Source organism: Nocardia sp. NPDC056611 (assembly GCF_042792755.1).
Lineage (GTDB): Bacteria > Actinomycetota > Actinomycetes > Mycobacteriales > Mycobacteriaceae > Nocardia.
In genome coordinates this window covers 336,052-361,089 of the sequence record NZ_JBHTVV010000006.1, presented here as the reverse complement: position 1 = coordinate 361,089, position 25,038 = coordinate 336,052, and the positions used below count along the sequence as shown (strand labels likewise).

At 68.2% G+C, this 25,038-nt stretch carries 26 protein-coding genes; 9 read left to right on the top strand and 17 right to left on the bottom strand.

The genetic code is table 11. The features are described 5' to 3' along the window. Positions 1–18: 18 nt before the first annotated feature. A complete protein-coding gene (locus ACFRAQ_RS29630; RefSeq protein WP_379105436.1) occupies positions 19–642 on the bottom strand; it encodes a PadR family transcriptional regulator in 624 nt (207 codons plus the stop codon). Between the two features lie 127 nt (positions 643–769). Here ACFRAQ_RS29630 and ACFRAQ_RS29625 point away from each other — a divergent pair, with 127 nt between their 5' ends. Beyond that, positions 770–1,231, top strand: a complete 462-nt coding sequence (locus tag ACFRAQ_RS29625) for a hypothetical protein (protein ID WP_379105434.1) — start codon at positions 770–772, stop codon at positions 1,229–1,231. 162 nt (positions 1,232–1,393) lie between these two features. Further along, entirely contained in the window at positions 1,394–2,284 is an 891-nt protein-coding gene (locus ACFRAQ_RS29620; RefSeq protein ID WP_379105432.1) for a phenylalanine 4-monooxygenase, read from the top strand. Here the strand turns inward: ACFRAQ_RS29620 and ACFRAQ_RS29615 are convergent. Together ACFRAQ_RS29615 and ACFRAQ_RS29610 are read right to left on the bottom strand one after the other, a co-directional pair. After that, the gene (locus ACFRAQ_RS29615; protein ID WP_379105430.1) at positions 2,281–2,901 is read right to left on the bottom strand and encodes a TetR family transcriptional regulator; all 621 of its coding nucleotides are present in this window, start codon (positions 2,899–2,901) and stop codon (positions 2,281–2,283) included. The genes ACFRAQ_RS29620 and ACFRAQ_RS29615 overlap by 4 nt on opposite strands. Then, positions 2,891–4,405: an MFS transporter gene (locus ACFRAQ_RS29610; protein WP_379105428.1), complete on the bottom strand. Its 1,515-nt coding sequence runs from the start codon at positions 4,403–4,405 to the stop codon at positions 2,891–2,893. Before ACFRAQ_RS29610 ends, ACFRAQ_RS29615 begins: the two co-directional genes overlap by 11 nt. A 240-nt stretch (positions 4,406–4,645) precedes the next feature. Here ACFRAQ_RS29610 and ACFRAQ_RS29605 point away from each other — a divergent pair, with 240 nt between their 5' ends. From ACFRAQ_RS29605 to ACFRAQ_RS29595, 3 genes are all read left to right on the top strand, one after another. Then, on the top strand, positions 4,646–5,317 hold the full coding sequence (locus ACFRAQ_RS29605) for an ester cyclase (RefSeq protein WP_379105426.1): 672 nt from the start codon (positions 4,646–4,648) through the stop codon (positions 5,315–5,317). Positions 5,318–5,335: 18 nt separating this feature from the next. Further along, positions 5,336–6,640, top strand: coding sequence for a serine hydrolase (locus ACFRAQ_RS29600; protein ID WP_379105424.1), 1,305 nt, complete (start codon positions 5,336–5,338; stop codon positions 6,638–6,640). A 98-nt stretch (positions 6,641–6,738) separates the two neighbouring features. Beyond that, positions 6,739–7,194, top strand: coding sequence for a DUF6294 family protein (locus ACFRAQ_RS29595; protein ID WP_379105422.1), 456 nt, complete (start codon positions 6,739–6,741; stop codon positions 7,192–7,194). On the opposite strand, the gene yhjD is transcribed toward ACFRAQ_RS29595, so the two are convergent. Genes yhjD through ACFRAQ_RS29580 form a run of 3 tightly spaced genes read right to left on the bottom strand, consistent with a single transcriptional unit; the run spans position 7,195 to position 10,239 of the window. Continuing rightward, entirely contained in the window at positions 7,195–8,226 is a 1,032-nt protein-coding gene (yhjD, locus tag ACFRAQ_RS29590; protein ID WP_379105420.1) for an inner membrane protein YhjD, read from the bottom strand. Between the two features lie 30 nt (positions 8,227–8,256). Beyond that, positions 8,257–9,282, bottom strand: coding sequence for a tryptophan--tRNA ligase (trpS, locus tag ACFRAQ_RS29585; RefSeq protein ID WP_379105418.1), 1,026 nt, complete (start codon positions 9,280–9,282; stop codon positions 8,257–8,259). 21 nt (positions 9,283–9,303) lie between these two features. After that, positions 9,304–10,239: an oxygenase MpaB family protein gene (locus tag ACFRAQ_RS29580; protein WP_379105416.1), complete on the bottom strand. Its 936-nt coding sequence runs from the start codon at positions 10,237–10,239 to the stop codon at positions 9,304–9,306. 114 nt (positions 10,240–10,353) lie between these two features. Here ACFRAQ_RS29580 and ACFRAQ_RS29575 point away from each other — a divergent pair, with 114 nt between their 5' ends. Next, positions 10,354–10,992: a TetR/AcrR family transcriptional regulator gene (locus ACFRAQ_RS29575; protein ID WP_357282208.1), complete on the top strand. Its 639-nt coding sequence runs from the start codon at positions 10,354–10,356 to the stop codon at positions 10,990–10,992. Here ACFRAQ_RS29575 and ACFRAQ_RS29570 read toward each other — a convergent pair whose 3' ends face one another. The 4 genes from ACFRAQ_RS29570 to ACFRAQ_RS29555 all read right to left on the bottom strand — a co-directional run bounded on the left by ACFRAQ_RS29570 (position 10,993) and on the right by ACFRAQ_RS29555 (position 14,053). After that, positions 10,993–12,117 carry a PQQ-binding-like beta-propeller repeat protein gene (locus ACFRAQ_RS29570; protein WP_379105414.1) on the bottom strand — a complete coding sequence of 375 codons (1,125 nt, stop codon included), beginning with the start codon at positions 12,115–12,117 and terminating at the stop codon, positions 10,993–10,995. Positions 12,118–12,228: 111 nt separating this feature from the next. Next, entirely contained in the window at positions 12,229–12,750 is a 522-nt protein-coding gene (locus ACFRAQ_RS29565) for a barstar family protein (RefSeq protein ID WP_379105412.1), read from the bottom strand. Next, the gene (locus ACFRAQ_RS29560; protein ID WP_379105410.1) at positions 12,750–13,250 is read right to left on the bottom strand and encodes a ribonuclease domain-containing protein; all 501 of its coding nucleotides are present in this window, start codon (positions 13,248–13,250) and stop codon (positions 12,750–12,752) included. Before ACFRAQ_RS29560 ends, ACFRAQ_RS29565 begins: the two co-directional genes overlap by 1 nt. After that, positions 13,247–14,053 carry an exodeoxyribonuclease III gene (locus ACFRAQ_RS29555; protein ID WP_379105408.1) on the bottom strand — a complete coding sequence of 269 codons (807 nt, stop codon included), beginning with the start codon at positions 14,051–14,053 and terminating at the stop codon, positions 13,247–13,249. The genes ACFRAQ_RS29560 and ACFRAQ_RS29555 overlap by 4 nt, the downstream gene beginning before the upstream one ends. A gap of 69 nt (positions 14,054–14,122) precedes the next feature. Here ACFRAQ_RS29555 and ACFRAQ_RS29550 point away from each other — a divergent pair, with 69 nt between their 5' ends. The 3 genes from ACFRAQ_RS29550 to ACFRAQ_RS29540 all read left to right on the top strand — a co-directional run bounded on the left by ACFRAQ_RS29550 (position 14,123) and on the right by ACFRAQ_RS29540 (position 17,450). Continuing rightward, positions 14,123–14,977 (top strand): alpha/beta fold hydrolase, encoded by an 855-nt coding sequence (locus ACFRAQ_RS29550; protein WP_379105406.1) that lies wholly within the window; start codon positions 14,123–14,125, stop codon positions 14,975–14,977. Positions 14,978–15,059: 82 nt separating this feature from the next. Beyond that, complete coding sequence (locus ACFRAQ_RS29545) at positions 15,060–15,884, top strand: SAM-dependent methyltransferase (protein WP_379105404.1); 825 nt, start codon at positions 15,060–15,062, stop codon at positions 15,882–15,884. Between the two features lie 183 nt (positions 15,885–16,067). Beyond that, on the top strand, positions 16,068–17,450 hold the full coding sequence (locus ACFRAQ_RS29540; protein WP_379105402.1) for a family 1 glycosylhydrolase: 1,383 nt from the start codon (positions 16,068–16,070) through the stop codon (positions 17,448–17,450). Here ACFRAQ_RS29540 and ACFRAQ_RS29535 read toward each other — a convergent pair. From ACFRAQ_RS29535 to ACFRAQ_RS29505, 7 genes are all read right to left on the bottom strand, one after another. After that, positions 17,447–19,216 (bottom strand): AMP-dependent synthetase/ligase, encoded by a 1,770-nt coding sequence (locus ACFRAQ_RS29535; protein ID WP_379105400.1) that lies wholly within the window; start codon positions 19,214–19,216, stop codon positions 17,447–17,449. The two genes, ACFRAQ_RS29540 and ACFRAQ_RS29535, sit on opposite strands and share 4 nt — an antisense overlap. Continuing rightward, entirely contained in the window at positions 19,213–20,136 is a 924-nt protein-coding gene (locus tag ACFRAQ_RS29530) for an alpha/beta fold hydrolase (protein ID WP_379105398.1), read from the bottom strand. Before ACFRAQ_RS29530 ends, ACFRAQ_RS29535 begins: the two co-directional genes overlap by 4 nt. Before the next feature lie 93 nt (positions 20,137–20,229). Beyond that, positions 20,230–21,492 carry an acyl-CoA dehydrogenase family protein gene (locus tag ACFRAQ_RS29525; RefSeq protein WP_379105396.1) on the bottom strand — a complete coding sequence of 421 codons (1,263 nt, stop codon included), beginning with the start codon at positions 21,490–21,492 and terminating at the stop codon, positions 20,230–20,232. 18 nt (positions 21,493–21,510) lie between these two features. Next, positions 21,511–22,389 carry an SDR family oxidoreductase gene (locus tag ACFRAQ_RS29520; protein ID WP_379105394.1) on the bottom strand — a complete coding sequence of 293 codons (879 nt, stop codon included), beginning with the start codon at positions 22,387–22,389 and terminating at the stop codon, positions 21,511–21,513. Positions 22,390–22,410: 21 nt separating this feature from the next. Continuing rightward, positions 22,411–23,274, bottom strand: coding sequence for a MaoC/PaaZ C-terminal domain-containing protein (locus ACFRAQ_RS29515; RefSeq protein WP_379105392.1), 864 nt, complete (start codon positions 23,272–23,274; stop codon positions 22,411–22,413). Positions 23,275–23,288: 14 nt separating this feature from the next. Continuing rightward, entirely contained in the window at positions 23,289–23,732 is a 444-nt protein-coding gene (locus ACFRAQ_RS29510; RefSeq protein WP_379105390.1) for an SRPBCC family protein, read from the bottom strand. A 28-nt stretch (positions 23,733–23,760) separates the two neighbouring features. Continuing rightward, positions 23,761–24,966, bottom strand: coding sequence for a lipid-transfer protein (locus ACFRAQ_RS29505; RefSeq protein WP_379105389.1), 1,206 nt, complete (start codon positions 24,964–24,966; stop codon positions 23,761–23,763). Positions 24,967–25,038: the final 72 nt, after the last annotated feature.

Below are 25,038 nucleotides of genomic sequence, written 5' to 3'. Positions count from 1 at the left end.
GCGGGCGGCTTTTCGTTGTCAGGCCGGGGACCGATCCTGGAACGGGGCCAGCATTTCCCAGGACCAGGTGAGGCTGCCGTCGGCGAGATCCGCGAGAACGGCGTGCAGCCAATTCAATTCGGCTGCCGTGACGGCGCGCTGATACTCGTCCTCGAGCAATGCGACGCGCGGGAGGCCGAACTCGGTGGCCCCCGCCAGGCCCGCCTCGATCTGCTCGAGCGCGGCGCGCACGGCGTCGGCCCGCCGCCCGAGTTCGATCCGGGCCCCGTCGGGCGGCAGCAGCATCAGAAACGACAGTGCCGCAGGGAATTCCGGGAATTCGTTGCGCGGCGTCGCGACCATGTCGTTGATCCACGCGAGGCAGGCGGTCCGGCCGTCGTCGGTGATCTCGTAGACCGTGCGCTCGGGGTACTGCTGGTCGCGGCCGGTCTCGCGGACCGCCACCAGTCCCGCGTCCTGCAACCGCGCGATCGTCTTGTACAGCTGCGCCCGCTGCCCGACATTGACGACCTTGTCCTTGCCCCACTCCTTGATCCGGCGCTGGATGGCGTAGGGATGCATCGGTTCCAGGTGCAGGATGCCGAGCACCGCCATGGCCAAGGGCGAGCGCTTGAACCGCGCGGCCGGAGTCGAGGCTGTCATGTCAACCACTTTACTAGGTGCCCAAGAACTAGTTTCTTCGAACTAGTTGCTTGGAAACTAGTCTCCATGTCACTATTGAGGAGCAGGCGAACCAGACCAGCACCGACTCCCCGAAGGGACCGAGGCCATGAAAACCACCGACACCGTGAAGATCCACACCGATCACGACACCACCAAGCACCTGGGCGACTGGACCGATGCCAACACCTTCCAGGTGAAGGCCCGCTACGGCAGCGTCGTCATCGACCTGCGCTCGCCGCGGATCGAGGGCGCGGCGGAGATCGTCGTCCACGCCGACCTCGACCACGCCATGGTCAAGCTGCTGGTCCCCGAGGACGCGGTCATCGACTCCTCCGAACTGGAGTGGACCGGCCGGGGCCGGGTCAAGGACATGACCCGCCCGCTGCGCGCCGAGGGCCGCGTCATCCGGCTGACCGGTTCCGCCGCCAAGAGCGAGTTCCGGATTCACCGCGGCGGCATCGCGATCCTCTCGGCGCTGTTCAGCCGGGACTTCCTGGCGGAGGTCACGGGCCCGGACCGGGAGACCCGGGTGCCGGCGCTGCTCGACCCCGAGCACGCGGCCCGCTGACGCGAGCGCGGTGTTCGGCCCGGCTGCAAACGGGACCGGATGCCTAGCTGGCGGCGGATCATCATTGGGAATTCACGGACAAAACGGCGGCCCAGCTGGTCAAACTGACCAGCTGGGCCATCGTTCGTTGTATAGATCACCGGGCGGTGCTTGCATCGAAGTATGTTCACCGAGGCGCAGCTGTACTCGCCGGTCACGACGGGGGCCGACGGCGATGTGACTGTGCACTTGAGCGACGAGCATCCGGGCGTGCACGATCCCGTGTACCGGACCCGCCGCAATGCCATCGCGGCCATGGCCCTCGAGTACCGGCCGGGCGATCCGGTGCCGCACGTCGAGTACACCGCCGAGGAGCAGGAAGTGTGGCGGATCGTGTCCGCCGAGCTGGCCCGCAAGCGGGCGAAGTACGCGTGCGCGGAGGTCATCGACGCGGCCGAGCGGCTGGGGCTGCCGTCGGACCACATTCCGCAATTGGACGAGGTGTCCGCGAAACTGGTGCCGCTCACCGGATTCCGGTACGCGCCCGCCGCCGGGCTGGTGCCGTTGCGGCAGTTCTTCGGGTCCTTCGCGGACCGGACCTTCCACTCCACCCAGTACATTCGCCATCACTCGGCGCCGCTGTACACGCCCGAGCCGGACGCCATCCACGAAATCATCGGCCACGCTAACCAATTGGCCTGCCCGCGCTTCGCGGCCCTGTACGAGACGGTCGGCGCGGCGGTGGCCCGGCTGGAGACCGAGCGGGCGCTGAAGTTCCTGGCCGACGTGTTCTGGTTCTCGCTCGAGTTCGGGGTGCTGCGCGAACACGGCGAAGTGCGTTGCTACGGTGCGGGACTGCTATCCTCGTACGGGGAGATCGAGGAGTTCCGCGACGCCGACCTGCGGCCGCTGGACATCCACGCCATGGGCACCATCGTCTACGACATCACGCACTATCAGCCGGTGCTGTACTGCGCCGAGTCGGTCACCGAGATCGAGGACGTGGTGGGCGGGTTCTTCGAGACCATGACCGATGACACGGTGGCGCGACTGGTGGGCGTTAAACCGGTCTAGAGCGAGGTCATGCCCCCGTCGAGGAAATCGATGACCCGCACGATCTGATCCGGCGAGAACGGATACTGGTCGATGAACGCCATCATGGCCCCGGTGAGCGCGCCGGCGAAGGCCATCAGCTCGAAGTCGTCGGCGGCGCGCCCGGTCCAGCGGGCCGCGATCTCGGTGACCATCACCAGGTTGCGCTGGATCTCCTGGGTGACCGCGCCGCGCAGCTCCGGCACCGAGTAGAGCAGTTCGATGCGCTCCTTCTCGAACGCGTACTCCTCGGGGGTGAGCGCGGCGAAGGCGTCCAGGGTGGCCTGTCTGAAGGCGGCCAGCAGTGTGATGTCGCGGGGCTGGGCCTCGATGGCCGCGATCATCAGCGGGTCCAGGTCGTCGGCGAGCGCGACCTGCTCCTTGGACGGGAAGTACCGGAAGAAGGTGCTCGGCGAGATGTCGGCGGCGGCCGCGATCTGCTCGACCGTGGTCTCGGTGTAGCCCTGCTCCCGGAAGAGCCGGAACGCCTCGGTGCGAATGGTCCGGCGGGTGCGTTCCTTCTTCCGTTCACGCAGGCCGCCCCCGGCCGCGGCTTTCGCCGGGGCCGGGGGCGTCGCGGAGGCAGTCTCAGCCGACATGGACCGATTGTCCCGCATCGAGATCGGTGAGCACGACCGGATCCTTGCGGCGGATCACCACGGCGGCCAGCACCGCGGCGGCCGCGCAGATGGCGGTGCACACCCACAGCATCGCGCTCATGCCGTCGACGAACGCGCTCTGCACCTGCGCCAGCAGCGCCGGGTCGCCGAGCTTGCGGGCGACGCCGACCCCGGCGTTCACACCATCGGAAATCGGATCCCGATCGAATTCGCCCAGCCCCGAACGGTATCGGTTGGACAGCACCGTGCCCAGGATGGCGACGCCGATGGTGCCGCCCGCCTGCCGGAGGGCTTGCAGCAGCGCCGAGCCGGACCCGGCGCGCTCGGGGGTCAGGTCGTCGGTCGCCGCGCCCATGGCGGCGGGCATCACGAAGCCCATGCCCACTCCCAGCAGCACCAGCCCGATGGCCGCGAACCCGTACCCACTGTGCACGGTGATCAGCGCCGCCAGCCCGAGACCGGCTGCGAGCAGCACGAATCCGGCGACCAGCACCGCCCGCGCGCCCACCTTGGGCAGCAACCGGTCCACCAGCCGGGACCCGACCGCCAGGCCGCCGATGAGCGGCAACAGGCGCAGACCGCTGCCGAAGGTGTCCGCCCCCAGCACCGCCTGGAAGTACTGCGGCATGGTGAAGAACAGCCCGAACATGGCGAAGTTGACCAGGATCATGAACACGGTGCCCCACCGGAATCCGGGCTCGGCGAACAGGCCCAGGTCGACCAGCGGGTGCGCGGTGCGGCGCTGCCACAGCACGAACGCCGCGCCCAGCGCGAGGCCGGCGGCGATGGCGGTCCAGGCCACGGCGTCGCCCCAGCCCTCTTGGCCACAGCGGATGAAACCGTAAGTGATACCGGCCATTCCAGCCGCGGACAGCAGCGCGCCGGGCAGGTCGATGCGGAATCGGCTGCCGCTGCTGGATTCCGGCACCAGCAGGCCGACGGCGAGGGCGCCGACGATCACCAGCGGCACATTGAGCAGGAACGCCGAACCCCACCAGTAGTGCTGCAGCAGCCAGCCGCCGACGATCGGGCCCAGCGGCAGGCCGACGGCGGTGGAGGTGATCCAGATGGTGAGGGCCCGCTGCCGCTCGCCCGGTTCCGGGAACAGCGTGGGCAGCACCGCCATGGACAGCGGCATCATGACCGCGGCCGCCAGCCCGAGTACCACGCGCCCGGCGATGAGCTGGCCGGAGCTGGTGGCGAACGCGCACGCGACGGAGGCCACTCCGAACAGCACCAGCGCGCCGAGCAGGAACTTCTTGCGGCCGAAGCGGTCGCCGAGCGCGCCCGCCGGAAGCATGAAGGCGGCCAGGGCCAGGGTGTACGCGCTGCTGAACCACTGCAGCGCGGAGGTGTCGGCGTGCAGGTCGGTCGCCAGGGTGGGCAGGGCGACGGTGAGGACGGTGACGTCGAGCCCGATGGTCAGCATGGCGATGGCCAGGGCTCCCAGCGCCAGCCAGCGGCGCACTCCCTCAGCTTTCATGACAGTTCCAATCATTTGAGTGCTTCTCGATAATGAGAGAGTCTCTCATTTTGGAGAGACTGTCAATTCTTGTCGTGTCATGAGTTCAGAGGGGCCGCAATGGGGTGTGTCACCATTCCGCCCTTTGGTACTGGTGTCTCAAATGCTCGTCGCGACACGGCATCTTCCTGCTGTTACCGTCATGCGGTCCGTTTTCGAGATCGACGACCCCACAAAGGGTCTGGACACGTGAGGCACGAAATGACCGACCAAGCAACAGAATCCGTCGAGACCCCTCTGCACCTGCAGGGCCGCGACGCCGTGATCGCCGCGGCCGCGCCGGAGGACTGGCGTGAGGGCGCGCCCGACTACCACCTCAGCAAGGAAGTCATTCCGGTCGAGCGCAGCACCCAGCACGCGCCGGATTCGTTGGAGCACATCGTCGAAGAGCTCGTGAAGGTCTTCGAGATGGAGGTCTCGCACAAGAAGGACCCCGCCAAGTGGGTGTCCCTGGTGGCCGAGCACTACCGCGGCCGCGTCAACGGCGGCCAGTGGCAGGACGCCGAGGAATTCGCGCGCATCGGGTCCTACAACATCCTGATCGGCGAGAACCCCTTCTACGATGTCGCCGGCGAGGACTTCGAGTCCTCGCACAAGATCTTCCACACCGCCTTCCCCGGCGGCTTCTTCTGGGAGGTCCTCGAGGTGCTGTCCGGCCCGCCGACCGTCACCTTCAAGTGGCGCCACTGGGGTCGCTACGAAGGCGAGTACAAGGGCCACCAGCCCACCGGCGAGCTCATCGAGATGACCGGCGTGACCATCGCCAAGGTCTCCGAGGACCTGCGCATCGTCGAGCTCGAGCACTTCTACGACAACAACAAGCTGCTCAGCCCGCTCGCCCACGGCTGCCCTGTCAACCACTCCGCCAACTAGGCGATAAAGTCGGGCGCGATGAGTAACCGCAGGTATTCGCGCCTCCTCGCCGCCGCGACGCTCGCGACGGGCCTCACCGCGTTCTCGGGCACCGCCTTCGGGCCGGTGCTACCGGGAACCGCGGGGGCCGAGCCGTCGACCACCGCGCCGTCCACGACGCCGTTCACCACCCCCAATACCGACACCTGCCCGAACAAGACCACACCACCGTCCCCCATCGACTCCTCCGAGGTGCCCGAACCCGGGCAGAAGGCTCCGGCGGCCCTGCCGATCCCGGATCCGCCCATCGGGGGCAAGCGGCTGGGCGGGTGCGGGGTGATCCTGCCGGCGGGGGCCGCGCCGCTGCCGGAAGGGATTTCGGCGACGGCGTGGGAGGTGGCGGACCTGGACTCCGGCGCGGTCCTCGCGGCCAAGGATCCACACGGCCGGTATCGCCCCGCCTCCACCATCAAGGTGCTGCTGGCGGCGGTGGCGATCCCGGCCCTGGACCTGGACGCCGTGGTGACCGGCACCCAGGACGACGCGAACGCCGACGGCACCCGGGTCGGCATCGGACCGGGCGGCACGTACACCAACAAGCAGCTGTTCCAGGCACTCATCATGGCGTCGGGAAACGATGCGGCGCATGCCATCTCGACCCAGCTGGGCGGCGACGACGCCACCGTCGCGAAGATGAACGCGATGGCGAAACGGTTGCAGGCGTTCGACACTCGCGCCGCCACCCCGTCCGGGCTGGACGGGCCGGGCATGAGCACCTCGGCCTACGACCTGGCCATGCTGTTCCGGCATTCCATGACGCTGCCGCTGTTCGCGGAGCTGATCCACACCGAGCAGGTGGACTTCCCCGGCTTCCCCGCCGACCCGAAGATCCCCGGCGACAAGGATCATCCCGGCTTCCCCATCGCCAACGACAACCATCTGCTCTTCGAGTACGACGGCGCGATCGGCGGCAAGACCGGCTACACCGACGACGCCCGGCAGACCTTCGTGGCGGCCGCCGAACGCAATGGCCGCCGCTATGTGGTGAGCCTGCTCAAGGCGGATGTGCGGCCGTTCCGGCCGTGGGAGCAGGCGGCCAAACTGCTCGACTGGGCCTACGCGCTCCCGGCCGGGTCGAGTATCGGCACCATGCCCGACGGGTCCGCCGCGGCGAATCCCTCGGTGGCACTGGCCAGTCCGCCCGCGCCGCAGTCGGAGGCCGCCCCGGAGTCGGACACCGGCTCGGGTGACCACCAGGATCTGCGCACCGTGCTCATCGGCGGCGGCGTCTTCCTGGTCGTGGCGCTGCTGCTGGCGGCGCGGAGGCTGAGCCGCCGCCGCTGATCGGCGGCCGTTGGTCCGTCATTGGTTCCCCGTTGGTGGGTCCTCGCACAGTGGTCACACGCCGGAATCCCGGTCACGACTCTGGAGGGGACCCCACCATGAAAACCACCCGCAGCTCCCGCCTGCGCCGCCTGGCCCCGCTGGCCGCCGCGGTGCTCGCCCTCGGCGTCTTCGGCGCCACCACCTCCGCCGGGCCCGCGTCCGCGGCCGCCCAGAAGTGGTACTCCTGGGACCATGACCTGCACAGCGGCGACTGCACCCTGTTCGGCGGCGCCAAGTGGACCATCGACTCCGATGGGCACGCCTGGTTCGACGGGACCGTCACCTCGTCGAGCAACGACGACGCCTGGCTGATGTGGGCGGAGCTGCGCGACAGCAATGGCGCGGTGCTCACCACGCTGCACAATGTGCACTACTACGACTACAACGACCAGGCGAAGTTCTCCCAGAACCTGCCCGACAAGCACAAGAAGTACCGCTGGTTCGCCGATGGCTCGTTCAACAAGAACCTCTACCCGCTGGTCGCGAAGATGAACCTGCGCAGCCACTGCTAGTCAGCGACGGCGCAGCATCGAAAGCAGTACTCCCGCAAACGCTCCCGCGCCGAACCACGCCGCACCCGCTCCCGCCGGGAAGCCCGCCGCCGTCACCCGCGGCCGGATGACCGCCGGGGCGGGCGCCGGAATGTCCTCGGGCACTTCGTTGTCCGAGGCGGTGGCGGCCCAGGCGGTGGCGAACAGGATGATCCGCGCGGTGACGTAGCTGAACACCATGAGCCCGATGATCGGACCGAACACCACGCCCGCCGGGCCGTTCACCACCGATCGCAGGATGATCGTGGCCAGCTGTTTGAACGCCTCGAACACCACCGCGGCCATCAGGGCCGCGCGGGCCGCGCTGCGGAAGGTGACCGGGTGCAGCGGCAGCCGCGCGATCATCCACGCGAAGACCGCCCAGTTGGCGAGCACCGCGAGCAGCAGCGACACCAGCGTGAGCAGCGCTGTCATCCAGGCCGTCTGATGGATGTGCAGGCGATCCAGCAGGTTACTGATCAGCCCGCTCGACGCCAGCACGGACAGGCCCAGCGAGACGAGGATGGCCAGGAACAACCCGATCAGCGCCAACAGGTCGGACGCCTTGGATGCGAACCAGTTCCGCTTCTTGGTGGGCTGATCCCACTGCTCGGTGAGCGCGGCCCGCAGGTTGGCGATCCAGCCGAGCCCGGCGTACGCGCCGGCCAGCAGACCGATGGTGCCCACGCTCGCCCGCGAATTCACGGCCTGGTGGATCAGATCGTTGATGGAGCTGCCCGCGGCGCCCGGAATGTTCTCCACGATCTTGTCCTGGATGTCGGTGAGCCACTGCGGATTCCGCGACAGCACGAAGCCCGCCACCGCGAAACCCACCATCAGCAGCGGGAACAGCGACAGCACCGTGAAGTAGGTGATGCCCGCGGCGTAGTAGTCGCCGCGCTGCCGCTGATACCGGCCCCCGGCCCGGACCATGTGGTCGAGCCAGGGCCGTCGCCGGATCTGGGTCCTGATCCACGTCTCGACGTTGTCGACGAGATTCCCGAACACCGCCACCTCCGCACACCTGGGCGCGCGGCGGCCGGGTCAGCGGGCGAGGAAACCCACCCGGTCGTACACCTGCGCGAGAGTCCGCCCGGCGACCTCCCGTGCCCGCTCGGCTCCGGCGGCGAGGACACGGTCGAGTTCACCCTGGTCAGACATGTATTCTTGCACCTTCGCGCGCAGCGGAGTCACGAACTCGATGAACGCGTCGGCGGTATCCGATTTCAGGTCACCGTAACCCTTGCCGGCATAGTCCTGTTCGAGCGTGACGATCGGAGTGTCGGTCAGCGAGCTCAGGATGACCAGCAGATTGCTCACACCCGCCTTGGTCTCCGGGTCGTAGCGGATCTCCCGTTCGGTGTCGGTGACCGCGGAGCGGATCTTCTTGGCCGAGACCTTCGGGTCGTCGAGCAGGCTCAGCAGACCCGACTCCGAGGCCGCCGACTTGCTCATCTTCGAGGTCGGGTCCTGCAGGTCGTAGATCTTGGCGGTGCCGGTCACGATGTGCGCCTCGGGCACCACGAAGGTCTTCTTGTAGCGAGTGTTGAAGCGCTGCGCCAGGTTTCGGGTCAGCTCCAGGTGCTGACGCTGATCCTCACCGACCGGCACCAGCTGGGGCCGGTAGAGCAGGATGTCGGCGGCCATCAGCACCGGGTAGGTGAACAGGCCGACGGTGGCGTTGTCCGCGCCCTGCTTGACCGACTTGTCCTTGAACTGGGTCATCCGGCTCGCCTCGCCGAACCCGGTGATGCAGTTCAGCACCCAGGTCAGCTCGGCGTGCTCGGGCACCTGCGACTGCACGAACAGCGTCGACTTCTTGGGGTCGACGCCCAGGGCCAGCAACTGTGCCGCCGACACCTTGGTCCGCGTACGCAGCTCCTTCGGGTCCTGCGGCACGGTGATGGCGTGCAGGTCGGGGATGAAGTAGAAGGCGTCGAAGTCGTCCTGCAGCCGCACCCAATACTGCAGCGCGCCAAGGTAGTTGCCGAGGTGGAAGGAATCGCTGGTGGGCTGGATTCCGGACAGTACCCGCTGCTTACGCTCAGCGGTCGGCTCAGGACTCGACATACCCCGATCTTCGCATGTCGGCTAGGCCGTATTTCTGGCCACCCAGGACCGCGGGTCCACCCCCGGCATGCTGGCCCGGCCCGAGCCGATCAGGCGCTGTTCGCGCCGGGTGACCAGCTTGTACAGCGGGTAGCTGGGGCCGGTCATGGGGGCGGTGAGCGGGTTGCCGAGCAGGGGCGGGGAGATGTGGGCGGTGCGGACCGCGCGGGCCAGGCCGCGGAAGGCGACCTCCTCGCGCAGGCCCCAGGACAGGTCGTACAGGTCGCGGATGCACTGGGGGAGGCTGCCCTGAACCAGGAGGGAGAAGCCGGAGAGGGCCTGCTGGGCGGGCATCGGGAGGGGGTGGGGGACGCGCTGGCCCATCAGGTAGGAGCCGACCAGTTTGGCCTCGTCGGTGAGGTGGGGTTGATCGGAGGCCAGGTAGCCGTCGAAGTAGTCGCGGAATTCGCGGTAGGTGTAGGGCGCGGCGGTGCGCGGCATGCCGAACAGTTCGCCCCAGCGCACGTAGTCCTGGTAGAGGCCCTCGCGCTCGGTCGGGGTGAGGCGGCGGACCAGCAGATCGTGCATGACCTCGGCGGAGTCGAAGGTGAAGGCCATGGTCATGAACATCAGGTGCGGGTCGTTGGCGGAGTAGCGGGTGCCCGCCGGGTTGGCCGTGCCCGCGGACTCGGGCAGCGCGCCCTCCACAGGGGCGTGGCGCTTGCGGGTGAATTCCCGTGCGCGGTCGGCTTCTTCGCGGGTGCCCAGGGAGACGGCCTCGAACAGGCGGCCGGTGAGGGCCAGGCGGGTGTACGGGGTGGTCCGGTGCTGGGTGTTCTCGGCGGTCCCGACGTAGAGCAGTGGATGCACCGCGCCGATGACCAGCGCCCGCTGGCCGTAGGTGACTCCGACCGCGCGTTTGCGCATGACCCGCCGGATCATCGAGTCGTCGGAGAAGTAGCCACTCTGTGCAGGCATCGTTGCCTCCCGGTCCGGTGTGATGGCCGCCACCACATCTGGAAACAGAGTCCCCCAGATCACGGATTCTGGCAAGACCTTCTGCCAGAATCGCTCCCGTGCCAGAATCGGTTCGTGACCGGGCAACGGACCTACGGCGGCGTCTCCGCCGACGAGCGGCGCACCCAGCGCCGCGCCGCCCTGATCGGCGCGGCTCTCGACATCCTCGGCACCCAGGGGCTCGACAAACTCACCGTCTCCGCGCTGTGCACCGGCGCGGGCCTCAACGAGCGCTACTACTACGAGAACTTCGACGGCCGTGACGCCGTGCTGTCGGCCCTGTTCGACACCATCGCCGAGGAGCTGGCCGCCGCCCTGATCGCGGGCCTGCACGCCGCCCCCGACGACACCCGCGCCAAGGCGCACGCCGCCATCAGCGCCGGCATCGGCGTCCTCACCGACGACCCCCGCAAGGCCCGGGTGGCCCTGGTCGTCAGCACCGCCACCCCCGAATTGCGCACCCGCACAACCCACACCATCAAGGCGTTCGCGAATCTGGTGGCCGCCGAGGGCATCGACTTCTACGGCATCGCCGAGGCCGAACCCGACGCCCTGATCGGCTTCCGCGCGAACTACCTGGTCGGCGGCCTGGTCCACACCCTCTCCGCGTGGCTCCAGGGCGATCTCCCCATGACCCGCGAAGACCTCGTCGACGCCACCACCGACATCTTCGTCCTGCTCGGCGAGGACCTGGCCCGCGGACTGCGCCGCTGATCAGCGCGCGATGGCGGTGAGCGTCGCGGGATCGGCGGTGGATTCCACGTAGCAGTGGGTGTCGCCGACGGCGAAGTGGACCTCCTGGCCCGGCTTGTCCGGAATCGTCTGCATCCAGCGGATTTTGCTGGTGCGGGCGTCGATCGCACGCAGGGTGCGGGCGGCCAGCAGGTAGAAGGAGCCCGCGGCGCCGTAACCGGCCGCGTCGACGGCGTCGCCCTTGTCGGAGACGGTGAGGCTCCAGAGCGGGGAGGTGTCGCCGCCGGGGCTCATGGCGTGCAGTTTCGAACCGTCGCACAGGAAGTAGGCGTCGCCGGAGCCGAAGACCGTGCCGGCGGCGTAGGGCAGGGCGGGTGTGGTCCACAGCGCCGCACCGGTTTTCGGGTCGAGGCCGGACACGGTGTGCGCGCCGTCGCTGGCCAGCACCGCGCCCTTGACCAGGCCGGAGGCGATGGTGCTCGCCGAGACCGCGCTGTCGCCCGCCCGCGACCAGGCCGTCTCACCGGTCTCCCGGTCGAGCGCGACGAGATCGCCGCCGCTGCCCGGCTTCCGGTTGTACAGCAGCGAACCGCTCTCGGGCACGGTCAGCCCGTCACTCTCGCAGGGCACCCGCCAGCGGACCGTCTTGCTCGCCATGTCCACGGCCCATGCTTCCCGCCCCTTGCCGCCGTGGTCGGCCGCGATCAGGTACAGCACCTGGTCCCGAACCCCGTACACGCCGGCGACCGTCACGCCGTCGGGCGCGTCGAAGACCCATTTCCGTTGCCCGGACGCCAGATCCACGGCCACCACCCGGTCGCCGGCGGCGTCGGGTTCGGCGCCGGGCGCCACCAGCGCGCCGTTCCACAGGCAGGACCGCTGCCCGATACCGGGCGTCGTGATCGGCAGCCGCCACAACTCCCGCCCGGCCTTGGCATCGATCCCCGTCAGCGTCGAGTCGGATTCGGCCACGACCATCCCGGCCCCGTACCGCACCCCCTTGACCGCGCTGTCAGCCTTGTATTCCCAGGCCACGCTGCCCGACGCCGCGGTCGCGCGCTCCCGCCGCGGCGTCCCGCACGCGGCCAGCACCCCCGCGGTCGCCAGAATCACCCCGCCCCGCAACACATTCCGACGCTCGATCACACCGATTCCCTACTCGCTCGACACACTGTCAGCGACTATAGGTCCAACCGGCCCCGCCCGAATACGAAACCGCCCGGCCTTTTCGAAGTGACAGGGCCGGGCGGTCGGGAGTCAGGAAGCGGAGGTTTCCGGCTCCAGGGCCAGGGGGATCACCGGGAGGCCGGGCGGGGTGGCGTCCTGGAGGACGACGCGGAACGGGATCCCGCGGGCGGCCCAGATGGCGGCGCAGTCGGTCATGGCCTCGGCGAACCAGTCGCGTTCGCCGGGCTGCCGGTCGAGCATGAGGGCCGCGTTGCGGATGGCCACCACGTACCCCGGTGCGGCGCCGACGAAGTCGTCGATGTCGCGCAGGCATTCGTCGAAGGCGTCCTTGTTCTCCCCGAAGTAGTACGGGAACTGGAAGGCCGCGGCGAACTCGTCGAAGACCTCGGTGACGGTGCGCATCTTGCGGCCGCGCAGTTCCCGGCACAGGTAGCCGTCCGGCATCCGGTAGCGGACGCCGGAGAACTCGGCCGCGCCGACGGGCAGCACGCCCAGGACGGGTGCGGGGGCGGCCGTGCGAGCGGCGGTATCGGAGATCTCGGCGGCGGCGGGGGCGGAGAGGAACTGCGATAACGGCGTGGGCTCGGTCATCAGCGCATCCTCGTGAATGTCTTGTAGTGGTCCCCCGTGTAATAGGCCGAACCGTCGCTGCCGGTGATGATGCGTTCGGCATCGCGGGTCTGGCCGCGCTGCTTGGGATTCACATCCCATTCCTGATAGGCGATGGCCTTTCCGGCGGCGTCCTTGCGGGCCAGGCTGCCGTCCCGGTTCTGCCAGGTGTCACCGCCCTTGGTGCCGGGCGAATCGGCCGAGTCGGGCCAGCGCCCGGCGTCGATCTCCACCAGGGTCGTGTAGGCGCGGTCGGGCACGCCCGCGACCTTGGACGGCGGCGCGGCCTGGTCGGCCGGCGCCGGGGTGGCGCCGCCCGGCTTGGCGGTGGTCCGAACCGTCGAGGTGGCGACGGGCTTGGCGCTGCCCGTGTCCCGCGGATGATCGTTGTTGGCGCGATTGGCGATGAAGGCCACGAGCAACAGCAGGATCGCGACGCCCAGCGTCAGCCAGGCGCTCGACTTCTTCGACAACTTCTTCATCGGTACTGCACCGTCACCGGCGCGTGGTCGGACCAGCGTTCGGCGTAGGTGGCGGCGCGTTCCACGATGGCCTGCTTGGCGCGCGTGGCGATCTCACCGCGGGCCAGCTGATAGTCGATCCGCCACCCGGCGTCGTTGTCGTACGCGCGGCCGCGGTAGGAGTGCCAGCTGTACGGTCCCGGCACGCCCGGGTGCAGGTCTCGCACCACGTCGGCGTATCCGGCGGCCAGCATGGACGACACCCACGCGCGTTCCTGCGGCAGGAAGCCCGCGTTCTTGAGGTTGCCCTTCCAGTTCTTGATATCGAGTTCGGTGTGCGCCACGTTCCAGTCGCCCATGATCACGAACTCGCCGGGGTGGGCCAGCATGCGCGCGCCGATGGCGTCGAGGAAGCGGTACTTCTCGTCCTGCATCGGGGTGTCGGCCTCGCCGGTGTGGACGTAGACGCTGGCGATGGTGAGGTCCTCGAAATCGGCCTCGATATAGCGGCCCAGGGTGGCGAATTCCTCGACGGGCGACCAGGTTCCGCCGGTGAGCAGGCCGACCCCGATCCGCACCGCGTCCGGCTGGTGCCGGGACAGGATGGCCACGCCCGCCCGGCCCTTCAGACCGGGTTCGGCATGGCTGAGGAACCATCCGGCGTCCAGCGCGGGCGCTAGTGCGCTACGCGTTTGCTCATCGGTCGCCCGGGTCTCCTGCAGGCAGACGATATCGGCCTCGGTAGCGGCCAGCCACTCGAGCAGTCCCTTGCCCGAGGCGGCACGAACTCCGTTCACGTTGCACGTACTGATGATTTTCGCCACTTCACGACCGTACAATGCGCATTACCGACTCTCTTCACGGACATCGAGGTCCAGGAAGGGGTGACGACGATGACGTCAGGCACCGCCAAGCCCTCCACCCCGCGCGCGCCCGTTCGGGCCATTCACACCGGCTCCGGTGAACCACTGCTCCTCCTGCACGGATTCATGATGTCCCCGCATTGCTGGGAGCAGGTGGCACAACGCATGGCCGGCCATTGCGAAGTGTTCGCTCCCGCCTTCACCGGACACTGGGGCGGGCCCGAACTCGACGGCTGGTTCATCGATATCAGTGCCCTTGCCGACAAGGTCGAGGACCAGCTCGACGAGATGGGCTGGCGCACCTGCCATATCGCCGGCAATTCGCTCGGCGGCTGGGTCGGCTTCGAACTCGCCCGCCGCGGCCGGGCCCGCACCCTCACCGCGATCGCGCCCGCAGGCGGCTGGCAATCCCCCTCGCTGCTGCAACTGCGGGTGGGACTGAAGTTCGCGGCGCTGGTGCCGCTGGTCGAGATCGGCAAGCATCTGCCCGACGCGATCACCTACAGCGGCCTCACCCGGCAGGCGGTGGCCATGCTGCTCACCAAGAACACCGAGGCGGCCTCGCGATCCGGGCTGGAGGCGGCCATCACCTCGGCCCTGCACTGCCCGGCCATGCTGCCGATGCTGGTGAGCGGCTTGCGTTTCCCCGCCCTCGAGCAGCTGTCCACGCTGAGCACGCCGGTGCGACTGCTGCTGTGCGAGAACGACCGGATCATCCCGAATCGCGTGTACGCGAAGCGTTTTCTCGAGGAACTCCCCGAATCCACGGACCGCATCCTGGTCCACGATGTCGGGCATGTCCCGATGTTGGAGGCCCCGGACCGCATCGCGACCCTCATCGCCGAACACGTCTACGCCAGCCGCACCCGCCTGCGGGCCGTCTGAATCGGACGTTGCCGCGAACCCACGCTGGAAAGCGTTCTCTTCCATAGGATTACTCCGACCGAGGCGTCCCTCCGATTGGGGTATGAGGAAGATGGAACAACCGCAGATCGATCAGTCCAAGCCCAGCATCGCCCGGGTGTACGACTACCTGTTGGGCGGCAAGGACAATTACACCGCCGATCGGGAGATCGGGGACTTCTTCATCAAGGATCTGCCGGGGTCGGTGGATATCGCGTACGCCAATCGTAATTGCCTGGTGCGCGCGATCGGCGAGATCTCCCGCGCGGGCATCACCCAGTTCATCGACATCGGCAGCGGGCTGCCCACCGCCGACAATGTGCACCAGGTGGCGCAGCGGCACCAGACCGATCCGCACGTGGTCTACGTCGACAACGACCCGATCGTGCTGGCGCACGGCCGCGCCCTGCTGGAGACCGACGAGTACACCACCGTGCTGCACGCGGACCTGCGCGACTCCGAGGAGATCCGCCATCACTCGGAAGTGGAGCGGCTCATCGACTTCGACCGTCCGGTGGCGGTGATCTTCAGCGCGATCCTGCACCACCTCAACAATGACGAGAAGCCCGACCAGATCGTCCGCTACTGGGCCGACCAGATCCCGTCCGGCAGCATGCTCTACATCTCCCACTTCCGTTCCGGCTTCAACGAGGAGACCCGCCTCGCCGAGCAGAAGCTGCAGGCCAGTTTCGGCCGCGGCCGCTGGCGCTCCGACGAGGAGATCCTCGCCCTCTTCGGCAACCTCGAGATCCTCGAACCCGGTCTGGTCCCCTGCCCCCTGTGGCGCCCCGAACCCACCGCCGAGGGCGTCTCCCGCATCGGCGGCGACCACCATGACCTGAGCGTCTGGGAGCAGCTGATCTCCGCCGCCCTGGCCCGCAAGCCCTGACCCCGCCCGAATTCTTTGGGAAACCAGATCTGAAATGAGTTCCAGTCGAAAGGGTCCCATTCTGGACGATTGACCAGTAGAGTCTGGGCGGCCACCCCAGCGGCGTCACGCCGCGCCCGCCCAAGTTCTGGAGATTCCGCCGCGATGAGACCTACGCGCGTCCTGTGTTCGATTCTGTCGGCCGTGGCCATTGTGGCGGGCGGGTCAGCCGTGGCGGCCTCCGCACCCGCGGACGTCGCCGGAACCGGTAGCGCCGGTACGGGCAGCGCGGGCTCGGGTAGCTCCAGCGGTTCGGGATCGGGTAGCGCCAGCGGGTCCGGCACCGGAAGTTCGGGCGCGCCGACCACGGTGAATCCCTTCGGCTCCGACTTCATGTGGGGCGTCGCCATGTCCGGGTTCCAGTCCGAAGGCCGTGCGCCCGACAGCAACTGGAGCCGGTACGCCACCTCCGGGAAGGCGCACGACCCCTACCTGAACTCGGTCGACTTCTACGACCGCTACGCCGAGGACATCGACCTCGCCGCGGGCATGGGCCTGAAGGTCTTCCGGCTCAGCATCGAATGGGCGCGCGTGCAGCCGAAGGCGGGCGTGTGGGACGAGCGCGACTTCCAGTTCTACGACACGGTTCTGCAGAAGATCCGCGCGGCGGGCATGCGCCCCATGCTGACCCTCGACCACTGGGTCATCCCCGGCTGGGAAGCCGATCGCGGCGGCTGGAAGAAACAGGACATCGTGTCGGACTGGCTCGCCAATATGCGCCGGGTCGTCGACCGGTACGCGAGCTACGACCCGATGTGGGTCACCATCAACGAACCTATGGGCTACGTCGCGCAGTCGATCAAGATCGGTGACATCGGGGTGCTCGACGCGCTGCCCATGTTCGACCGGATGGTCCAGGCGCACAACTCGATCTACGACTACATCCACACGCGCCAGCCCGGCGCGAAGGTCACCAGCAATATCGCGCAGTACCCGATCGTGCAGGACCTGACCGACATGATGTTCGCCGATCGAATCAAGGGCAAGATGGACTACATCGGCGTCGACTTCTATTACGGCGCGTCCCTGACGAACCTGCCCAGCCCCGCGCTGCTCGGCGACGAACTGTGGAAGAACGCCATCGAGCCCGAGGGCATCTACTACAACCTGCGCAACTACACCGAGAAGTTCCCGGGCCTGCCGATCTACGTGGTGGAGAACGGCCTGCCCACCGAGAACGCCGCCCCGCGCTCCGACAGCTACGACCGCGCCGACCACCTGCGCGACACCGTCTACTGGCTGCAGCGCGCCAAGGCCGACGGCATGAACGTCATCGGCTACAACTACTGGAGCCTCACCGACAACTACGAATGGGGCAGCTTCTCACCGCGATTCGGCCTCTACACCGTTGACGCCAAGACCGACCCGTCCCTGACCCGCCGCCCCACCGACGCCGTGGCGGCGTTCAAGGACATCACGGCACGAGGCGGCGTCGTCGCCGACTACCGCCCCACCCGTAAACCCGCCTTCTGCTCAGTTGCCATCCCGTTCGGCGACTGCCTGCGGCCGGTGTCCGTCCCCAACTAGTCGTAGAGCGCCTCGATCTCGGCGGCGTACTTCGCCGCGATGGGCTTGCGTTTGAGGGACATCTTCGGCGTGAGCTCATCGCCCCCGGGTTCCCAGGTCACCGGGAGCACCCGATAGCGCTTGATCTGTTCGACCCGCGCCAGCCGGGCATTGGCTTCCCGCATGCCCGACTCGATTTCGGCGAGTACGCCGGGATGCTCGGCGAGCACCGCGGGCGCGCCGTCCGCGAGACCGTGCCGACGCGCGTAGGCGGCGCAGGCGTCGGGATCCAGGGTCAGCAGGGCCGTCACGTATTTGCGGTTGTCGCCGACGGCCATCACCGACTGCACCAGCGGGCAGGAAACCCGCACCGCGCCTTCGATATTCGACGGCGACATATTCTTGCCCGCCGCGTTGATGATGAGTTCCTTCTTGCGGTCGAGGATACGCACGTAGCCGTCGGCGTCGATGCCGCCGATATCGCCGGTGTGCAGCCAGCCCTCGGCATCGATCGCCGCGGCGGTCTGTTCGGGATCGTGGCGGTAACCGCGCATGACCAGCGGTCCGCGAATGAGCAGTTCGCCGTCGGCGGCCACCTGTACCTCGACGCCGGGCAGCGCCTGCCCGACCGTCCCGATCCGGATGGCGTCGGGGCGGTTCGCCGTAGCCGCGGCCGAGGACTCGGTCATGCCCCAGGCCTCGCAGACCGGAAAGCCCAGTCCCAGAATGAAGGCCATGGCATCGGGCGCGATCGGTGCGGCGCCGCTGACCGCGATTCTGATGGCGTCGAGTCCCATGCGGGCGCGCAAGGTCCGCAATACCAGGCGGTCGGCCAGGATCAGCTGAATCCGTAACGACAGCGGCGCGCTCCGGCCCGCGAACCGCAGTCTCGCCACACTCGCACCGGTGTCGACGGCCCACCGCAACAACAGTCCGCGCGGCGTGGATTGTTCCGCGGCGATGAGGGTTTCGATGCCGGATTTCACCTTGTACCAGATGGCGGGGACCGCCAGGAACAGGGTGGGACGGGCCTGCGGCAGGGTGGCGATCAGCTGCTTGGGGTCGGCGACGGTGGTGATCTGCACCCCCCGGATGAGGTTGTTGTAGTGCGCGAACGCCCGATTCGCCAGATGCGCGTCGGGCAGATACGACACCACCCGATCGTCCGGTCCGATCGGGGCCAGCGCCTCCATCGCCGCGAACTCGAACAGCAGATTGGCGTGCGTGAGCTCCACGCCCTTCGGCGGACCGGTGGTGCCGGAGGTGTAGACGATGGTGAGCAGATCCTCGGAGCGCACCGCACGCCAGGCCGCGTCGAAGTCGAAATCCGTTACGGGCGTGGCGATGACGGCGTCCAGGGTGAGCGTGTCCTCGAATTCACCATCGACGCAGACGATGTGCTCGATCCGACCGTCCGGATCGGCGGCCCGGACCGTCGCCAGGAAGCGGGACTCGGTGATCACCACCCGGTTTTCCGCATTGGCGAACAGCTGCGCGATCTGTTCGGCGGTGAAGGTGTTGTAGATCGAGAACGGCGTGGCCCCCAGGTGCAGGATCGCGGTGTCGACGAGATGGAACTCGACCCGGTTGGTCAGCATGACGGCCACCGTGTCCCCAGCGGCCACCCCGATACCGGCCAGTCCGACGGCCAATTCCCTTACCCGGCGGGCATAGTCGGCCCAGGTGAGCTCCCGTCCGCAGTCGGCTCCGCGCAGCGCCACCCGGTCCGGGAATCGGCCCGCGGTGCGCTGGAACGCCTCGCACAGGGTGGTCGGATCACCGGTCACGAAGCACTCCATTCGGATCGTGGGTCCACGCGGGCGGCGTGATCGAGGACGAGGCGCGTGACCTCGGTGGGATAGTCGACCTGCGGGCAGTGTCCGGCGCGCGGCAGCACCACCAGCTCGCTGCCGGGCAGCAATGCGTGCAGCTCGCGGCTCGCGGCGACCGGGATGATCCGGTCCTTCGCGCCGTGCACCACCAGGGCCGGGCAGCCGATGCTCAGGTCACCGTGTCCGTTCGGGTGTTCGCGGGCGTAGCGCACGGCATCGCGCGCCCGCGCCGCCGCGGCGGGCATGTCGGGGATCGAGCGGAGCCAGGTGTCCACGTACATCGGGTCGGCCGTGACCCCGGGGCCGTAGCAGAAGGCCGCGGCGAGCCGCCGGATCCCCCAGCGCAGGACCGGAGCCGGCACCGGCAGCGCGCTGGCGAGGTCGAACAGCCGTGTGTACTCGCGGCGGCGAACGAGCCGGGCCGGGCGATGCCGGGCCAGCAGCGGCTCGTCCAGCAGGACGATCCCCGCCACCCGCCCATCCCGATGCCGTGCAGCCGCCCGCAGAGTGGTCGCCGCGCCCAGCGAATTCCCCACCAGCACCACCGGACCGTGCGCGGCGACCACGGCGTCGGCGAACTCGTCGAACTGCGGAGTCAGCGCGCCGGAACGGCGATCCTGCGCCAGGCCGAAGCCGGGCAGATCCACCGCCAGCGCCCGCCGACCGGTCGCGCCCAGCCGGGTCAACACCCCGCGCCAGGTGTCGGCGCTGTCGGCGTAGCCATGCAGCAGCACGATCGGTAGCCCGGCTCCCGCGACGGCCAGTTCGCGGGTGCGGACACCGGCGTAGGACACCGTTCGTTCCTCGATCACTGCCCCGGCGGCCGCGTGGTCGTCGGATGACGCCGCCGTCTTGTCGGATGACGCCATTGTCATGCGCTCCTGTCGTAGTGCCGATCGACCCGAGCCGATCAGCGAACGGTCCGCCCGAGCGGTGCGCGGGCGGACCGTGTCGTGGAATCACCGGAACTAGCGGCCGAGCAGGCCCTTGGCGACGTGGGTCACCTGGATCTCGTTGGAACCGGCGTAGATCATCAGGGACTTGGCGTCCCGGGCCAGTTGTTCGACGTGGTATTCGGCCATGTAGCCGTTGCCGCCGAACAGTTGGACCGCGTCCATGGCGACGTCGGTGGCGACCTCCGCGCAGTACAGCTTCATGGCCGAGGCCTCGGCCAGGCTCGGGGGTTTGCCGGCGCGGTTGCGTTCCAGGGCCATGAAGACCATGTTCTGCACATTGATCCGCGCCACCTCCATCCTGGCCAGCTTGAGCTGCACCAGCTGGAAGCGGCCGATCTCCTGACCCCACAGCTTGCGGGTCTTCGCGTAATCCACACAGAGCCGGTGGCATTCGTTGACGATGCCCAGCGCCATGAAGGCCACGCCGATCCGCTCGGCGGTGAAACTGGAGCGCGCGCTCTCGCGGCCGTCGCCACCCTCGTGCTCCTCGGTCTCGCCGAGCAGCCGGTCCCGGCCCAACCGGACATTGTCGAAGAACAATTCGCCGGTCGGTGAGGCGTGCAGGCCCATCTTCTTGAACGGCTTGCCCTGGGTGAAACCCTCCATGCCTTTGTCCAGCACGAAGGTCAGCACCTTGCGGTCCCGCTTGTCGGCGCCGTCGCCCTCGTCGAGCTTGGCGTAGACGACCACGGTGTCGGCGTAGGGGCCGTTGGTGATGAAGGTCTTCTGGCCGTTGAGGATGTAGTCCTCACCGTCACGCTTGACGTAGGTCTTCATGCCGCCGAACGCGTCCGAGCCGGAATCGGGTTCGGTGATCGCCCACGCCGCGACCTTCTTCATGGTCACCAGATCGGGCAGCCAGCGTTCCTTCTGCGCGAGGGTGCCGCGCGCGAGGATCGTGGTCGCGCCCAGGCCGATGCTCACGCCCATGGCGCTCACCAGACCCATACACACCCCGGACAGCTCGCTGACCAGCACCGCCATCATCGACTCCTGCCCGGCGAAGGGGCTGCCGTCGCCGGAGCGCTCCTTCTTCTCCGGCAGCGGCTCCCCCGCCGCGCGGGCTTCCTCCCGTTTGCGCTGGCGGGCCAGCAGTCCGGTGATCGCCTCCTCGCCGAGAGCGTCGATCCCGAACTCGCCGAACAGCTTCCGGATGATCGGGTACGGCAGCAGCTCGCCGCTGTCGAGGGCGTCGAGGTGCGGCCGCACCTCCTTGGCGATGAAGCCGCGCACCGCGTCGCGGATCAGCTCATCGGTCTCGGACCATTCGAACATCGTTGTCCGCCTTCCTGATTACGGCAGTCGCCCGGCGATATCGTCGATGGCCCACGGGCCCTCGGTCTCGATGGTCTTCACGTCGTGCCAACCCGCCAGCTCCGAGATGGCGCCGCCCTGCACCGCGAACACCTTGCCGGTGATCGGGCACTTCTCGGTGGCCAGATACGCCACCAGCGGGGAGATATTGGCCGGGCTGAAGGCGTCGAACTCGCCGTCCTCCAGGCCCGCCTGCTGCGCCGCCATCATCTCGCCCATGCCGGGGGTGGCCAGGGTGAGACGGGTCCGGGCGATCGGCGCGATGGCGTTCACGCGCACGCCGTAACGGGCCAGCTCATCGGCCGCCACCAGGGTGAGCGCCGCGATACCCGCCTTGGCCGCACCGTAATTCGCCTGCCCCGCATTGGGGATGGTGGTGCCCGACGCGGAGGCCGTATTGATGACCGCGGCATTGGGCTGATTACCCGCCTTGGACTGCTCCTTCCAGTACCCGGCCGCATGCCGCAGCACCGCCGCGTGCCCCTTGAGATGCACGGCCAGCACCGAATCCCACTGCGACTCCTCCATGCCCGCGACGAAGGCGTCGCGCAGAATGCCGGCATTGTTCACCACGACATCGAGGCGGCCGAACTCCGAAACAGCCTGATCCACCAGGTTCTTCGCGCCCTGCCAGTCGGCCACGCTGTCGGTGTTGGCGATCGCGCGCCCCCCTGCGGCGATGATCTCCTCGGCCACCTGCTGCGCCGGACCGGCGTCGGACCCCTCACCGGCATTGCTGCCGCCGAGGTCGTTCACCACGACCGTCGCGCCCTCTCGGGCGAACAGCAGCGCGTGCTCACGGCCGATACCGCGCCCGGCTCCGGTGATGATGGCAACCCGTCCCTCGAGTGCGCCCATGAATGTCTCCTCAGTTCTCGATCAGTCGGCGATCTCGGCGAGTCCGTCGCTCAGGACGGTGTCGTCGCCGCGTACGGTGCGAAAGGCGTAGGTGGTGATGCCGTCGGCGGAACCGACCTTCCAGATCTGCGTCTCCAGGTCGTCGTTCGGGAAGACCATCTTGGAGAACCGCACCGCGTATCGGCGCAGCTTCGCCACATCCGAACCCGCCACCCGCGACAGCACGCCCCACGACGACATCGCCATGGTGCACAGGCCGTGCGCGATGATGCCGGGCAGACCGGCGTCCTTGGCCACCTGGTCATCCAGGTGCAGCGGCACCGGATCCCCCGAAGCCGGTGCGTAGCGGTAGGTCTGGTCCGCGTCCACGTGGGCCGCGGCCGTCGCCAGCGGCGGCTGCTCCGCCAGCGCGGCATCGAAACGGTGCGCCGGGGCGGCCGCGCCGGCCTGCCGGCCCGCGTCGATATTCCGGAAGAACGCGGTCAGATACTGCTCGTTGACCAGTTCTCCGTCGCCGGAACGGGTTTCGATGTGGATGGTGATGGTGGACCCGTTGTCCTTGCCCTCGAAACCGATGGCGCGGGCCCGGGCAACCAACTGATCACCGGGCCGGATCGGGCGGTGGAAGTGGAAGTCCTGCTCCCCGTGCACCACCCGCCCGAAGATGTTCATCGGCGCCACGTCGATGACCGGCGACATCATGGCGTCGAACACCGGGACGATGGCGAAGACCGGCGGGGCCACATCACCTTTCAGATGTGCCACGATGGGATCGTTGGTAGCGGCCGCGTATTCGGCGATCCGCTCCCGCGTGACCTCGAAGGACTCCTCTTCCGACCAGGCGTTCAGGCCGGACTCGTCGAATTCGACTGTCGTCGAAGCCATCTCGCCTCGTCCTCTCACCGGCTCGCCGACGTGGCCAGCGCGTCGAGCGCGGTCAGGGTCTTGTCCAGCTGATTCAGGCCGTCCTTCTCGACCGCCTTGCCCAGCGCGCCCTTGATCAGCGCGCCCTCGAAGTCACCCGCGACGGAGAACTTGCTGCCGCCGCCCTCGGGGGTGATGTCGAAGGAGAACTGCACCTTCACGCCCGCCATGCCGGTGCCGCTGAGCACCAGTCGGTTCGGGGTCTCGACGCTCTCCACCACCCACTCGATCTTGTTGGCCATGCCGAGCATGAGGATCTTGGCGGTCAGCTTCGCACCCGGGGCCAGTACGGCCGGGGGCTCCTCCATCCAGCGCTCGTGGATGGAGAACCATTTGTCCCAGGTCTGCGGGTCCGAGACCACCGCCCACAGGGCATCGGGGGTCGCGCTGAGGTTCTTACCGGCTTCGATGTGTCCCATGGCTTTTCGCTCCTCGTCGAGTCGAAGGTCAGCGCTCGGCGCGCTGGTAGGCGGTGACGACGGCGGCGCCACCGAGCCCGATGTTGTGCTGCAGGGCGGCGGTCACGTTGTCGACCTGCCGCTTGTCGGCAGTGCCGCGCAGCTGCCAGGTGAGCTCGCTGCACTGCGCCAGACCGGTCGCGCCCAGCGGGTGCCCCTTGGAGATCAGGCCGCCGGACGGGTTCACCACCCACTTGCCGCCGTAGGTGGTCGCGCCGGAGTCGATGAGATGACCGGCCTCGCCCTCCTTGGCCAGCCCCAGCGCCTCGTAGAGCAGCAGCTCGTTGGCGGAGAAGCAGTCGTGCAGTTCGATGACCTGGAAGTCCTCGGGGCCGAGACCGGCTTGCGCGTAGACCTTCTCGGCCGCCTGGACATTCATGTCGTAGCCGATGAGGTTCTTGGCGCTGCCGTCGAAGGTGGAGCCGAAGTCGGTGGTCATGGCCTGGCCGACGATCTCCACCGCCTGCCGCGACAGGTCGTGGCGGTCCACGAAATCCTCGGAGGCGAGGATCACAGCACCCGAGCCGTCGGAGGTCGGCGAGCACTGAAGTTTGGTGAGCGGGTCATAGATCATCCGCGAGCCCAGGATGTCGTCGAGCGAATACTCGTCCTGGAACTGCGAATACGGGTTGTTCACCGAGTGCTTGTGGTTCTTGTAGCCGATCTTGGCGAAGTGCTCGGCGGTGGTGCCGTACTTGGCCATGTGCTCGCGTCCGGCCGCGCCGAACATCCACGGGGCCACCGGGAACAGCACCTCGGAGATCTCCGCCAGCGCCATGATGTGGCGCGCCATGGGCTGTTCACGGTCGTCCCACACCGAACCCAGCGAGCCCGGCTGCATCTTCTCGAAGCCCAGGGCCAGGGTGCATTCGGCCAGGCCGCCCCGAATCGCCTGCGCCGCAAGGTACAGCGCGGTCGAGCCGGTGGAGCAGTTGTTGTTGACATTGACGACCGGGATTCCGGTCATACCCAGCTCGTATACGGCGCGCTGGCCGGAGGTGGACTCCCCGAAGACGTAACCGACGTAGGCCTGCTCGACCTCCCGGTAGTCGATCCCCGCGTCCGCGAGCGCCTTGGTGCCGGACTCCCGGGCCATGTCCGGGTAGTCCCAGGCGCTGTCGTCCTCGTTCTTGCGCCGCCCCGGCTTCTCGAACTTCGTCATGCCGACGCCGACGACGTAGACCTTGTTCGTCATCGAACTCCTCACATAGGGGAACGAAAACAAACATACAGAGCTGTATGTAAAGCCGCAAGAGGGTACGGCGAA